General features: G+C 57.5%; 13 protein-coding genes. 7 read left to right on the top strand and 6 right to left on the bottom strand.

Translation table 11 applies throughout. The features are described 5' to 3' along the window. Positions 1–81 precede the first annotated feature (81 nt). Positions 82–735, top strand: a complete 654-nt coding sequence (gene fsa / locus ABFT80_RS02675) for a fructose-6-phosphate aldolase (RefSeq protein ID WP_347970309.1) — start codon at positions 82–84, stop codon at positions 733–735. A 124-nt stretch (positions 736–859) separates the two neighbouring features. Here the strand turns inward: fsa and lptE are convergent, their stop codons facing one another. Then, the gene (gene lptE / locus ABFT80_RS02670; RefSeq protein ID WP_347970308.1) at positions 860–1,360 is read right to left on the bottom strand and encodes an LPS assembly lipoprotein LptE; all 501 of its coding nucleotides are present in this window, start codon (positions 1,358–1,360) and stop codon (positions 860–862) included. A 58-nt stretch (positions 1,361–1,418) separates the two neighbouring features. Next, entirely contained in the window at positions 1,419–4,034 is a 2,616-nt protein-coding gene (leuS, locus tag ABFT80_RS02665; protein ID WP_347970307.1) for a leucine--tRNA ligase, read from the bottom strand. A 126-nt stretch (positions 4,035–4,160) separates the two neighbouring features. On the opposite strand from leuS, the gene ABFT80_RS02660 reads away from it, so the two are divergent. The 3 genes from ABFT80_RS02660 to ABFT80_RS02650 all read left to right on the top strand — a co-directional run bounded on the left by ABFT80_RS02660 (position 4,161) and on the right by ABFT80_RS02650 (position 5,543). Beyond that, the gene (locus tag ABFT80_RS02660) at positions 4,161–4,823 is read left to right on the top strand and encodes a YggS family pyridoxal phosphate-dependent enzyme (protein ID WP_347970306.1); all 663 of its coding nucleotides are present in this window, start codon (positions 4,161–4,163) and stop codon (positions 4,821–4,823) included. Positions 4,824–4,887: 64 nt separating this feature from the next. Further along, a complete protein-coding gene (locus tag ABFT80_RS02655; protein ID WP_347970305.1) occupies positions 4,888–5,142 on the top strand; it encodes a type II toxin-antitoxin system Phd/YefM family antitoxin in 255 nt (84 codons plus the stop codon). Next, the gene (locus ABFT80_RS02650; RefSeq protein ID WP_347970304.1) at positions 5,142–5,543 is read left to right on the top strand and encodes a type II toxin-antitoxin system VapC family toxin; all 402 of its coding nucleotides are present in this window, start codon (positions 5,142–5,144) and stop codon (positions 5,541–5,543) included. The genes ABFT80_RS02655 and ABFT80_RS02650 overlap by 1 nt, the downstream gene beginning before the upstream one ends. Positions 5,544–5,549: 6 nt before the next feature. Here ABFT80_RS02650 and ABFT80_RS02645 read toward each other — a convergent pair whose 3' ends face one another. Next, positions 5,550–5,822: an usg protein gene (locus ABFT80_RS02645; protein WP_347970303.1), complete on the bottom strand. Its 273-nt coding sequence runs from the start codon at positions 5,820–5,822 to the stop codon at positions 5,550–5,552. Between the two features lie 279 nt (positions 5,823–6,101). On the opposite strand from ABFT80_RS02645, the gene acs reads away from it, so the two are divergent. Continuing rightward, positions 6,102–8,057 (top strand): acetate--CoA ligase, encoded by a 1,956-nt coding sequence (gene acs / locus ABFT80_RS02640; protein ID WP_347970302.1) that lies wholly within the window; start codon positions 6,102–6,104, stop codon positions 8,055–8,057. Between the two features lie 301 nt (positions 8,058–8,358). On the opposite strand, the gene ABFT80_RS02635 is transcribed toward acs, so the two are convergent. From ABFT80_RS02635 to ABFT80_RS02625, 3 genes are all read right to left on the bottom strand, one after another. After that, a complete protein-coding gene (locus tag ABFT80_RS02635; protein WP_347970301.1) occupies positions 8,359–8,802 on the bottom strand; it encodes a thermonuclease family protein in 444 nt (147 codons plus the stop codon). Positions 8,803–8,858: 56 nt separating this feature from the next. Then, on the bottom strand, positions 8,859–9,728 hold the full coding sequence (locus ABFT80_RS02630; protein ID WP_347970300.1) for a transglutaminase-like domain-containing protein: 870 nt from the start codon (positions 9,726–9,728) through the stop codon (positions 8,859–8,861). A gap of 94 nt (positions 9,729–9,822) precedes the next feature. Next, positions 9,823–10,044 (bottom strand): DUF1674 domain-containing protein, encoded by a 222-nt coding sequence (locus ABFT80_RS02625; protein ID WP_347970299.1) that lies wholly within the window; start codon positions 10,042–10,044, stop codon positions 9,823–9,825. 108 nt (positions 10,045–10,152) lie between these two features. Between ABFT80_RS02625 and htpX the strand changes: the two genes are divergently transcribed. Further along, positions 10,153–11,142: a zinc metalloprotease HtpX gene (gene htpX, locus ABFT80_RS02620; protein WP_347970298.1), complete on the top strand. Its 990-nt coding sequence runs from the start codon at positions 10,153–10,155 to the stop codon at positions 11,140–11,142. Next, positions 11,133–12,524: an RsmB/NOP family class I SAM-dependent RNA methyltransferase gene (locus ABFT80_RS02615; protein ID WP_455189860.1), complete on the top strand. Its 1,392-nt coding sequence runs from the start codon at positions 11,133–11,135 to the stop codon at positions 12,522–12,524. The genes htpX and ABFT80_RS02615 overlap by 10 nt, the downstream gene beginning before the upstream one ends. Positions 12,525–12,546: the final 22 nt, after the last annotated feature.

Genomic DNA, 12,546 nt, shown 5'->3' with positions numbered 1-12,546 from the left:
CTTGCATCGACTTTGGTCTAGATCAAAGCCACAAAACGAGGCGCCGGTCCGGCACCCTCACACACGCGAAGGAGGCTACCCATGAAATTCTTTGTCGATACGGCTGATGTTAAGGAAATCCGTGAACTCAACGATCTGGGCCTTCTGGATGGCGTTACGACAAATCCGTCGCTGATTCTCAAGTCGGGACGCGACATCAAGGAAGTGACCAAGGAAATCTGCGACATCGTGGATGGTCCTGTTTCCGCTGAAGTCGCTGCAACCGAATATGCCGAGATGATGCGCGAAGCCAGCGTCCTTTCGAAAATCGCCGACAATATCTGCATCAAGCTTCCGCTCACCCTCGACGGCCTCAAGGCGTGTAAGGCGCTGACCTCTGAAGGCCGTCTGGTCAATGTCACGCTCTGCTTCTCGGCCCCTCAGGCGCTTCTCGCTGCCAAGGCCGGCGCAACCTTCATCTCGCCCTTCATCGGCCGAATCGACGATATGGGCGTGGACGGCATCGAGCTGATCTCGGAAATCCGCCAGATCTACGACAATTACGATTTCAAAACGGAAATCCTTGCCGCTTCGATCCGCACCGTCAATCACGTCAAGGAAGTCGCCCTCATCGGCGCCGATGTCGCGACCATCCCGCCATCGACTCTCAAGGCACTGGTCAAGCACCCGCTGACCGACAAGGGCCTGGAGCAATTCCTTTCGGATTGGGCAAAGACCGGCCAGAAAATCGGCTGACCGTCTAAAAAATATGAAAACAAAAAAGCCGGGAAGCAAAACTTCCCGGCTTTTTCGTAGGTATTGATTTTTTGGGCATCGGACCGAAAAGTGAAATCCGGTTTTTAGATTATTCCGATGCGATCTAACGTGGCTTGCGCGCCAGTTCCTGCGCGATGCCGATGCGCAGCAATTCGGCAAGTTCGCGCGCGGCACGGTCTTCCGCGTTGCGTATGGCACGAAGCGCCGCAAATTCCTGAAGCGGGCGATCGTAGGACGAGCTTATCTGACGCTGACCCTGAGCAATTTCCTTGCCGGTGGCGATTTCCGTGAGGCTGAAGATGCCGGTCATCGTCACGACACCTGCCGTCGGCTCGCTTTCCGTCGCGCGCTGCACCAATGCGGCGGACTGCGCAACAGCCGTCACTCTGAGATTCATTGAATAGCGGGCATCAGTAGGCTGGCCCTTGCCGCCATTGAACATGAAGATCAGATGGTTGCGGACTTCCTGTCCGTAGCGCGTCGAGACGGGCTTGATGGCAATTGAGGAAAGCTCCGCTGGGGTGCTCGACATCGAGCCGGGCTGCGACGGGCTGTTCGAATAGAGCGGCTGCACGGTGCAGGCGGACATTGCCGCAGCACTCATCAACAATCCGGCGATTGCCCCGAAGCGGGACACTGAAAATGGAGACTTTCTCTCCCGCTCAGACGACGACATTCACGATCCTTTGTGGCACGACGATCACCTTGCGGGGCGATTTTCCTTCGAGAGCCTTTTGCACGAAATCGAGCTCGAGCACGGCCTTCTCGACGGTAACTTGATCCGCGTCGCGAGCAATTGTCAAATCCCCGCGCTTCTTGCCGTTGACCTGCACCGGATAGGTGACCTGATCGTCGACAACGAGCTCCGGCATAAAGATCGGCCATGGGCGCGCGGCGACGAGATCGGTTCCGCCGATTGCCTGCCAGCACTCTTCGGCAAGGTGCGGCATGACGGGCGCCACCAGATGGATGAGGATTTCGACCGCCTCGCGCACCGCGCCGCGCATATCGGCATCGGCCTGCGCAATCTGGCCGAGCGGGCCGGACAACACATTGGTCAATTCGTAGATGCGCGCGATCGCACGGTTGAAGGCAAGCTTTTCGATGTCTTCGCCGACAGCTTTCAATATTTTATGAGCCGCTTTTGAAACGACACTCGCATCACCGGTTTTCGCCGCCTGCGGTGCGACGTTACCAAGTGATTCGGCAGCCAGATAAACCAGACGCCAGACACGCTGAATAAAGCGATGCGCGCCTGCCGCACCATCATCCGTCCATTCGACATCGCGCTCCGGCGGCGAATCCGAAAGCATGAACCAGCGCGCTGTATCGGCGCCATATCCATCGGTGATCTCTTCCGGGCTTACCGTGTTCTTCTTCGACTTCGACATCTTTTCGAGCGAACCGATTTCGACGGGTTTGCCGGTCGTGATCTCGAAAGCCGTGCGCTGATTTTCCGTCTGCTCGATCCGCACTTCCGTTGGAGCCAGCCAGCGACCGTCTGCCGAACGGTAGGTCTCATGAACTACCATGCCTTGCGTGAACAGGCCCTTGAACGGCTCGGCCAGAGCGACATGGCCGGTTTCGCGCATGGCACGCGTAAAGAAGCGCGAATAGAGCAAATGCAGGATCGCATGCTCGATGCCGCCGATATACTGATCGACCGGCAGCCATTCGCTGGCAGCCTTCGGATCGGTCGGCTCGTTTTCCCACGGCGCCGTAAAGCGCGCGAAATACCATGACGAATCGACGAACGTGTCCATCGTATCCGTTTCGCGACGCGCATCCTTGCCGCATTGCGGGCAATTCACGTGCCGCCATGTCGGGTGACGGTCGAGCGGATTGCCCGGTTTATCGAAATCGATATCGTCCGGCAGCTTCACCGGCAGATCGGCCCTCGGAACCGGCACCACGCCGCAATCGTCGCAATGGATCATGGGGATTGGGCAGCCCCAGTAGCGCTGGCGCGAAATACCCCAGTCGCGCAGGCGGAAATTCACCTTGCGCTCGCCCATCGGGCGATTGCCGATGGTCTTTTCTTCAAGCAGCTTCGCAACCTCGCCGAAAGCTCTCTCGGGCGTCATGCCGTCGAGAAAGCGCGAGTTGATCATCACGCCGTCATCGCCAAAGGCTTCGTCGGTGATCTGGAATGTTGCGGCATCTCCGCCTTCAGGCATGACCACAGGCACGACCGGCAGGCCGTACTTATTCGCGAAATCCAGATCGCGCTGGTCGCCGGACGGGCAGCCGAAAATCGCACCCGTACCATATTCCATCAGCACGAAATTCGCGACATAGACAGGCAGCGTCCAGCTATCATCGAAAGGATGCACGACACGGATGCCCGTATCGAAGCCTTTCTTCTCGGCAGTTTCGAGTGCTGCAACCGAAGTACCCATGCGGCGGCATTCGTCGGAGAAGGCCGCGAGTTCCGGATTGGTTTCAGCAGCCTTTTTTGCCAGCGGATGGTCGGCGGCAATCGCCATGAAGGACGCGCCGAAAAGCGTATCGGGCCGGGTAGTATAGACTTCGAGCTCGCTCTCGCCATCCTTTGCCGTGCCTTCGGCAACCGGCCAGCGAATCAGCAGGCCCTCGGACCGTCCGATCCAATTAGCCTGCATGGTGCGGACTTTTTCCGGCCATTCGGTCAGTCCGTCGAGCGAATCGAGCAGATCCTGCGCATAGTCGGTGATCTTGAAGAACCACTGCGTCAGCTCGCGCTGCTCGACAAGCGCACCGGAGCGCCAGCCGCGCCCGTCGATCACCTGCTCATTGGCAAGCACCGTCATGTCCTCGGGGTCCCAATTGACCTTGGAGGATTTGCGCGTCACCAGGCCCTTCGCGACGAAGTCAAGGAAAAGCATCTGCTGGCGGTGATAATAATCGACATCGCAGGTCGCGAATTCGCGCGACCAGTCGATGGAAAGTCCCATGACCTTGAGCTGTGCGCGCATCGTGGCGATGTTCTTATAGGTCCATTCCTTCGGATGAACCTTGTTCTGCATGGCCGCATTTTCTGCCGGCATGCCGAACGCATCCCATCCCATTGGGTGCAGCACGTTGAAGCCCTTGGCCCGCTTGTAGCGCGCCACCACATCGCCCATCGTATAATTACGCGTATGGCCGATATGAATGTTCCCCGACGGATAGGGAAACATTTCGAGCACGTAATATTTCGGACGTGGATCGTCGTTCTTGGTTTCGTAGAGCTTTGCCTCGTCCCAAATTTTTTGCCATTTGGGTTCGGCTGCACGGGGATTGTATCGCTCGGTTGCCATGAACGCTTTTTCACTTAAAAGACGGAAATCGACGGTTTGGGCGGACCTTCACCATGGTTTGCCTGTACCGTCAACTCTGCCGGTACACGGTGCGCGCAAAAAGACATTTTGCAAGGTCTGAAAATCATGGACGATTCTGTCGAAAAACTGGCTGCCGTGAAGGCGAAAATCACGAAAGCCGAGCGCGAAGCAAAAAGGCCTGAAGGCAGTGCCATTCTGGTCGCCGTTTCAAAGACATTCGAGGCAGGAGAAATCCGTCCGGTGATCGAAGCAGGCCAGCGCGTGTTCGGTGAAAACCGCGTGCAGGAAGCGCAGGGTAAATGGCCCGCGCTCAAAACCGAATATCCCGATCTCGAACTGCACCTTATTGGCCCGCTTCAATCCAACAAGGCAAAGGAAGCCGTCGCCCTGTTCGACGTGATCGAGACGATCGACCGCGAAAAGATCGCGGCAGAGCTTGCGAAGGAAATCGAAAACCAGGGCCGCAAACCGCGTCTCTATGTGCAGGTCAATATCGGCTCCGAGCCGCAAAAGGCAGGCATAGACCCAAACGAAGCCGTCGCTTTCGTGAAACTCTGCCGTGAGACGCACGGGCTGGAGATCGAAGGACTGATGTGCATCCCTCCTGTCGATGAAAACCCCGGCCCCCATTTCGCATTGCTCGAAAAGCTCGCAAAACAGGCAGGCGTCGAAAAGCTATCAATGGGCATGTCCAGCGACTACGAACTCGCCATCGCTTTTGGTGCGACCTCGGTACGCGTCGGTTCGGCTATTTTTGGCAGTCGTTGACACCGGAAAGTTGATTTTTCAACCAAAAAATTATATATCTAGCCAAGCTAGCTTGGTGATTACAATGAATTGGCATTTGCAGGACGCAAAAAACAATTTCTCGAAAGTGGTTCAGCGCGCACGCAGCGAAGGACCGCAGACCGTCACACTGCGTGGAGAACGCGCTGCCGTCGTCATTTCAGCGGAGGAGTATGATCGTCTCGCGGGCAAAAAGAAGAGCTTGGTCGAGCATCTTCTAAGTGGACCCGGCTGGGATGAAGAATTTGCGGAAGAGATCAATCGCCGTTCCGAAACCATGATCCGCGACGTCGATCTCTGATGTACTTGCTCGATACGAATATCGTTTCGGACGTTCAGAGATTACTGCCCGAGCCAACAGCATGGTTGCAATCTGTCGACCGGGATTCGGTAAATCTCAGCGTCATCACGATTGGCGAAATCGAGCGGGGCATCATCAAGCTACGAAGTACCGGGCCTGAGAGAGCCATGCGGCTTGAGCTTTGGCTGCGAGAACTACGTCACGACAACGCCGACCGCATCCTCGCCGTCACCGAAGACGTCGCTTTGACCTGGGGCCGCATTACGGCCAGAAGAACGCGAGGCTCTGCCGACACGCTTATTGCAGCCACGGCCTTGGTTCACGACCTCGTCCTCGTCACCCGCAATGTCGCAGATTTCGAAGATACCGGCGTTACAATTCTCAATCCCTGGGCTCTCTGAACTCCGTCAATTCAGCACAAATTCCCCATTCACATTACGCCATTCATTCGGCGCGATCAGGCGCTGATGCGTGTAGCACACCGAGTGAAGCGGGCCTTCCAGTTTCTCTTTCCAGAAATCGATGAAACCGTGCAGGATCGGGAACTTCGGGGCCAGATCGTATTCCTGCCAGATGAACTGCTGCAGGAGATGCGGATGATCCGGCATGTGGTAGAAAATCTTGGCAGTCGTCAGCCCATAGCCCTTGAGCATGAGTTCCATTTCAGAGAAGTCGCGCATTTACGTCCCTCCGCAGAATTGTTGCCTTGCCTACAACCGAAGCCTGCGCTCCGATCGTTAACAGTGTATTGAAATCGCCGACGCCGGCAAATAAATTTCCTTTGATTACAGACACTTGGCAGCACAGCGCGGCGAGTGCTGACAAGGGTTGGCTCAAAAACGCAACCGGATATGAGTCCAGTCACTTTGTCTAATGTTGTGACGGCAGAGGAATTGCTAATAATGCCCCCGAATTCGTGGCCGCGCTGGCCGCAATAAAGTGCAGGGAGGAAGCCAAGAATGTCAGAAGTTCATGTCCATCGCGTTCAACCAGCGTGGAAGAAGGACGCGTTGATCGACAACGAGACCTATCTGAAATGGTATGCCGAAAGCGTCAAGAACCCGGACAAATTCTGGGGCAAGCACGGCAAGCGCATCGACTGGTTCAAGCCATACACCAAGGTCAAGAACACCTCGTTCAACGGCAAAGTCGCGATCAAGTGGTTCGAGGACGGGCTGACCAATGTCTCCTACAATTGTATCGACCGGCATTTGAAGAAGCGCGGCAACCAGACCGCCATCATCTGGGAAGGCGACAACCCGTATGACGACAAGAAGATCACGTATAATGAGCTTTACGAGCATGTTTGCCGCCTCGCCAATGTGATGAAAAAGCATGGCGTGAAGAAGGGCGACCGCGTCACCATCTACATGCCGATGATTCCCGAAGCGGCCTATGCGATGCTCGCCTGCACACGCATCGGCGCCATTCACTCCATCGTCTTTGGCGGGTTTTCACCGGACGCGCTTGCTGGCCGCATTGTCGATTGCGAATCGACCTTCGTCATCACAGCCGATGAAGGATTGCGCGGTGGCAAGACGATCCCGCTCAAGGAAAACACCGACAAGGCGATCGACATCGCCGCAAAAAACCATGTGCGCGTGAAGAACGTCGTCGTCGTGCGCCGAACCGGCGGCAAGGTCGGCTGGGCGAAGGACCGCGACCTTTGGTATCATGACGAAGTCGCCAGCGTTAAACCGGATTGCAAGCCGGAAAAAATGAAGGCGGAAGACCCGCTTTTCATTCTTTATACGTCGGGCTCGACCGGCAAGCCGAAGGGCGTTCTGCACACGACCGGCGGATATCTGGTCTTCTCCTCGATGACCCACCAATATGTCTTCGATTATCACGACGGCGATATCTACTGGTGCACCGCCGATGTCGGTTGGGTCACAGGCCACAGCTACATCGTCTACGGCCCGCTGGCCAACGGCGCGACGACGCTGATGTTTGAAGGCGTGCCGAATTACCCGTCGACCTCGCGCTTCTGGGAGGTCATCGACAAGCACAAGGTCAACATCTTCTACACGGCACCAACCGCAATCCGTGCACTGATGGGCGCAGGCGACGAGCCGGTGAAGAAGACCTCGCGCAAGTCTCTGCGTGTGCTGGGTTCCGTCGGCGAGCCGATCAACCCGGAGGCCTGGGAGTGGTACTACAATGTCGTCGGCAACAAAAAAGTGCCGATCGTCGACACATGGTGGCAGACCGAAACGGGCGGCATTCTGATCACGCCTCTGCCGGGTGCGACGGACCTCAAGGCAGGCTCAGCGACGCGTCCCTTCTTTGGCGTCCAGCCGCAACTCGTCGACAATGAAGGCAATGTTCTGGAAGGTGCTGCAGACGGCAATCTCTGCATCGTCGATTCATGGCCGGGGCAGATGCGCACCGTCTATGGCGACCACGAGCGCTTCATCCAGACCTATTTCTCGACCTACAAGGGAAAATACTTCACCGGTGATGGCTGCCGCCGCGACAAGGATGGCTATTACTGGATCACGGGTCGCGTGGACGATGTAATCAACGTGTCGGGCCACCGCATGGGTACAGCGGAAGTCGAATCCGCACTCGTCTCCCACGACAAGGTCTCGGAAGCCGCCGTCGTCGGCTATCCGCATGACGTCAAGGGGCAAGGCATATACAGCTACGTCACGCTGATGAGCGGCGTCGAATGGTCCGAGGATTTGCGCAAGGAACTTATCGCTCATGTCCGCAAGGAGATCGGCGCGATCGCCTCGCCCGACAAGATCCAATTCGCCCCGGGCCTACCCAAAACCCGCTCCGGCAAGATCATGCGGCGCATTCTGCGCAAGATCGCCGAAGACGATTTCGGCGCACTGGGCGATACCTCAACGCTCGCCGATCCGGCAGTGGTGGATGACCTTGTAGCGAACCGCCAGAACAAAAAGGGGTAGGAGAGCAAATGAGCAAGGGTCTACGAAAGTTGAGTTTATCTAACAAATTTCGCCCCTTGCGCTCGCGTCTTTCAACCTCCACATTGCTGGTGTGTTCAACGAACTGAAAGGAGGTGATCCGATGTCGAGTGATTTCGTTTTCCTAAGCGTGGCCTCAACGGATTGCCCTTTCGGGAAGCAGCCTTCCCGCTAACGGCGCATGACGCGCGGCTGGCGATGTTTCTGCATCACGGCTGACGGTCACGTTTTGGACGAAGACACGAAGGCCGTTGCGTCATTGGCGCAGCGGCCTTTTTCTATTTCAGTCACACCAGCTTTTGCGCTTTCCGCCGCTGTAAGCGCGCGCAAACTGGCTCTCGATCATCGCAGCCGCCACCTGCAAGCCGTCCCCGGTTTCCACGTCGGCCAAAACGCGTCCGTGATATTTGGCGCCGCCTATGTTCGAGATTGAAATCTTCTGCTCGCCCAAGAATTCGGACAGTGCTACCTGCGCCTGCAATGCGGCATCGCGCTCGCTCACGCATCTGCTGCGCATTTCCGGCGTATCGATGCCGCGAATACGCACATTCACGCGCACCCAATGACCCGGCCAGATATGTGCCTCCGCGAGAAACGTATCTCCGTCCAGAACTTTGAGGACACTGGCTTCAACCGGCCCTTTGAAATCTTTCGCAGAAGCAGCCGAAAAAGCACATGACATCGCTGCGCAAACGAATATGCGCACGACAACAGAATGCCTTTGCATAACCAACATCACACAAAGGCATTTATTCCTACAATGCTATTCTGGCAATAGAAATCCTACGCAAGCATATGGGTGCGCGCGGTCCGGTCGACGCCACGATAGGGCGGTTTTGCAGGATGGCTTTCCTGCTCATAGGCCCACACTTTGAACATGTTTAGCCTATGCGGGCCAAAACTATGCAGCAGGGGCACATCCGTCGCGTCACGACCACGCGAAACCACCACGCGACCGATACGAGGCACATTGTGACGTGCATCGAATGTGTACCATTTGCCGCTCAGGAATACCTCGACCCATGCGCTGAAATCCATGGGGGCGGGATCGGCCGGGATGCCGATGTCGCCCAGATAACCATTCACATAGCGCGCCGGAATATTCATGCAGCGGCAAAGCGTAATCGCCAGATGAGCGAAGTCGCGGCATACACCAACGCGTTCGTCATTTGCCTGTGCCGCTGTTCTCGTGGAGCGGGCGTAGCCATAGCCGAATGACAGGCGATTATGCACATAGTCGCATATCGCCTGAACGCGCGCCCAGCCGGGCGGGACGTTTCCGAACAACTGCCAGGCAAGATTGCTGAGGTGATCCGTCTCGCAATAACGACTGCCGAGCAAAAACCCGAGCACATCGTCTGGAAGCTGCTCTACGGGCATTTCCTGCGCCAGCGTATTTACCTGATCGGGATTGCCACTGTCTTCTATGACGGCGTCATACATTACACGGAACCCGCCGGCCGGTACCATGAAGCGGCGGCACGAATTGCCATGCAGATCGACATAGGGATGGCCGGGAATCGACGGCGAAGTCAGTACGCGCGTCTGCCGCTTTATATCCGGCTGCCGGTCGCTGTGTATTTCTAACAGAGAGATCACCGGCATGGGTTGCTGGCACTCGATGGCGATTTCATACCCAAGCCGAATAAGCATGGTCGGACCCCTTCATCGGTGAGAAACTAGATTTCCCCCAACGCGAGTGGCCTGCCGTTGTTCCCCTGCGAAAACGAATAGTCGCGCAGGACGATCAGAAATCGCTGGTCAGTCCCTTTACCTCCCAGTCGCCATAACGGCCAGGCTCCTGCCCCCCGCGCCCGCCGATCTCCTTCGGCATCGAGGCCTGCTTTTCCTCATAGAGTTTGCGGCGGGCTTCTGCTTCCACAAGTGCGCGTTTCGCTGCCGGTGAGAGCGGCTTTTCGTCGTTATTCACGCTGGTTTGGGCTTCTGATATGCTATTTTCGCTGGACATCGTTCATCCGCATCGTTGAAACAGGAACAGGCGTTTCCCATCATATAACCAAGCCTCATCGCCGAGGCGAGTTATTCATTGCTGCCGCCCTATCTGACGGAGTTGATTATGAACATTATGCGCACCGCAATGCTTCTGGCATTCATGACCGCGCTTTTCATGGGCGTCGGATATCTTATCGGCGGCTCGGGCGGCATGATGATCGCCTTTTTCGTGGCAGCGGCAATGAACATCTTCAGCTACTGGAACGCTGACAAGATGGTGCTGCGCATGAACAACGCCGTCGAGGTCGACGAGCGAAATGCGCCTGAATATTACGTCATCGTGCGCGAACTTGCAGCGCGTGCAGGCCTGCCGATGCCGCGCGTTTATCTCATCGAAAACCCGCAGCCCAACGCTTTCGCGACCGGCCGTAACCCCGAAAATGCGGCAGTCGCCGCGACCACCGGCCTCCTGCAGCGGCTTTCGCATGAGGAAGTCGCCGCCGTCATGGCGCATGAGCTTGCCCATGTCCAAAACCGCGACACGCTGACGATGACAATCACCGCCACTCTCGCCGGTGCGATTTCCATGCTCGGCAATTTCGCGTTTTTCTTTGGCGGCAACCGCAACAGCCCGATGGGCGGCATAGGCGCTCTTGTCGGGATGATCGTAGCGCCTTTTGCGGCCATGATCGTGCAGATGGCAATCAGCCGGACCCGCGAATATGCAGCCGACAAGCGCGGCGCGGAAATCTGCGGAAATCCCCTCTGGCTCGCTTCCGCGCTTGACAAGATCGCCCGTAACGTCGAACGCATCCACAACCCGGACGCGGAACGCAATCCCGCCGCCGCACATATGTTTATCATTAACCCCCTATCCGGCGAGCGCATGGACAATCTTTTCTCGACCCATCCGAATACGGAAAACCGTATTGCGGCACTTCAGGCGATGGCCGATCAGCCTGGTTACGGCAACACGCCTGCGCCACGCAATGAAGCTCCCGCCGCGCCAGAGCCGCAGCAGGCTGCTCCACAACGCACAAGCCCGCCGGAAGCCGGACCATGGGGCCGCAACCCCACCGGCCCGAAAACCGGACCCAAAGGTCCGTGGTCTTGAACGCTCCCAATTCGCGTAAGGAAGGGCATTCGCGCACCAGACCGGCAGACGACGCTTCCGACAACATACCGGGCCTTGCCGCTCGCAAGACTGCCGCACGGCTGCTGGCGGCCATAATCGACGCGAAAACCCCGCTCGACGGCCTGACCGACCATCAGCACGGTCACCCCATGTTCCGCGCACTGGATTTGCGCGACCGCTCTCTCGTCAGGGCAATTCTCGTTTCGACCTTGCGGCATCGCGTAACGATCGAATCGCTCATAGCATCGCGGCTCGAAAAGCCCTTGCCTGCCAATGCGACCGCGCTTTCCCACATATTGCATGTGGCAGCCGCCCAAATCCTGTTTCTGGATGTGCCGGACAGCGCCGCTGTCGACCTCGCCGTGACGCACGCTAAATCGGATACGCGTACCGCGCGCTTCGCAGCACTCGTCAACGGCGTTCTGCGCTCGATCGTGCGCGGCAAGGATTCTGAGCTTTCCGAGAGGCTGGCGAAAACCGACGATGCACCGGCCTGGTTTGCGCAGCGGCTTCAGGCTGCCTATGGCACGGAAACCACGAACCGCATTCTCGCCATTCACCGCGTAGAAGCGCCAGTCGATCTAACCGTTAAATCCGAGCCGGAAAATTGGGCAACGCAATTTGGCGGCATTGTCCTGCCGACAGGCACAGTGCGTGTCGCGCGGCTTCCGGCGCATGTCACCGCCCTTCCCGGCTTCGATGAGGGTGCATGGTGGGTGCAGGACGCGGCAGCAAGCCTTCCCGCAATACTTCTCGGCGATGTAGCCGGGCTTCATGTTGCGGATATGTGCGCGGCTCCCGGCGGCAAGACTGCGCAGATCGCATTGGCTGGCGCGCGCGTTACCGCGATAGACAGCTCCAAGAACCGCATCGTTCGCTTGCAAGAAAATCTCAGCCGTCTCGGCTTCGATGTCGAAACCGTGCAGGCCGACATTCTGACCTATGAACCGCCGGAGCTTTTCGACGCGATTTTGCTGGATGCGCCTTGCTCGTCCACAGGCACCGTCAGGCGTCACCCCGACGTGCCATGGACCAAATCCACCGCCGACGTCGAGAAGCTCGCAGACCTTCAGCGCCGCCTGCTTGACCGTGCCATCACCATGGTAAAACCCGGTGGCCGGGTCGTCTTTTCAAACTGCTCGCTCGATCCTCTGGAGGGCGAATTGCTGTTTGAGGCTTTCCTTGCCCAGTCACCCGGCGTCGAGCCAGACCCCGTTTTGCCGGGCGAGTTTCCGGGCCTCGACGCCTTCATCACCGCCAAAGGCGAACTGCGCACGACCCCTGCCGACATGGTCATGGAAACCCCCGCCTACTCGGGTCTGGATGGGTTCTACGCTGCCCGCATCCGCCGATTGAAGTAGTGCATGTCGCCCAAAAGTGTGA

Source organism: Foliimonas ilicis (assembly GCF_039939195.1).
GTDB classification, from domain to species: domain Bacteria; phylum Pseudomonadota; class Alphaproteobacteria; order Rhizobiales; family Rhizobiaceae; genus Foliimonas; species Foliimonas ilicis.
Note: the sequence above shows the minus strand (reverse complement) of the source record. Positions and strands in the feature narration are given on the sequence as shown.

Coding starts and splice junctions, on each gene's coding strand:
- fsa (WP_347970309.1), top strand. CDS start 82: ATGAAATTCTTTGTCGATACGGCTGATGTTAAGGAAATCCGTGAACTC.
- lptE (WP_347970308.1), bottom strand. CDS start 1,360: ATGAGTGCTGCGGCAATGTCCGCCTGCACCGTGCAGCCGCTCTATTCG.
- leuS (WP_347970307.1), bottom strand. CDS start 4,034: ATGGCAACCGAGCGATACAATCCCCGTGCAGCCGAACCCAAATGGCAA.
- ABFT80_RS02660 (WP_347970306.1), top strand. CDS start 4,161: ATGGACGATTCTGTCGAAAAACTGGCTGCCGTGAAGGCGAAAATCACG.
- ABFT80_RS02655 (WP_347970305.1), top strand. CDS start 4,888: ATGAATTGGCATTTGCAGGACGCAAAAAACAATTTCTCGAAAGTGGTT.
- ABFT80_RS02650 (WP_347970304.1), top strand. CDS start 5,142: ATGTACTTGCTCGATACGAATATCGTTTCGGACGTTCAGAGATTACTG.
- ABFT80_RS02645 (WP_347970303.1), bottom strand. CDS start 5,822: ATGCGCGACTTCTCTGAAATGGAACTCATGCTCAAGGGCTATGGGCTG.
- acs (WP_347970302.1), top strand. CDS start 6,102: ATGTCAGAAGTTCATGTCCATCGCGTTCAACCAGCGTGGAAGAAGGAC.
- ABFT80_RS02635 (WP_347970301.1), bottom strand. CDS start 8,802: ATGCAAAGGCATTCTGTTGTCGTGCGCATATTCGTTTGCGCAGCGATG.
- ABFT80_RS02630 (WP_347970300.1), bottom strand. CDS start 9,728: ATGCTTATTCGGCTTGGGTATGAAATCGCCATCGAGTGCCAGCAACCC.
- ABFT80_RS02625 (WP_347970299.1), bottom strand. CDS start 10,044: ATGTCCAGCGAAAATAGCATATCAGAAGCCCAAACCAGCGTGAATAAC.
- htpX (WP_347970298.1), top strand. CDS start 10,153: ATGAACATTATGCGCACCGCAATGCTTCTGGCATTCATGACCGCGCTT.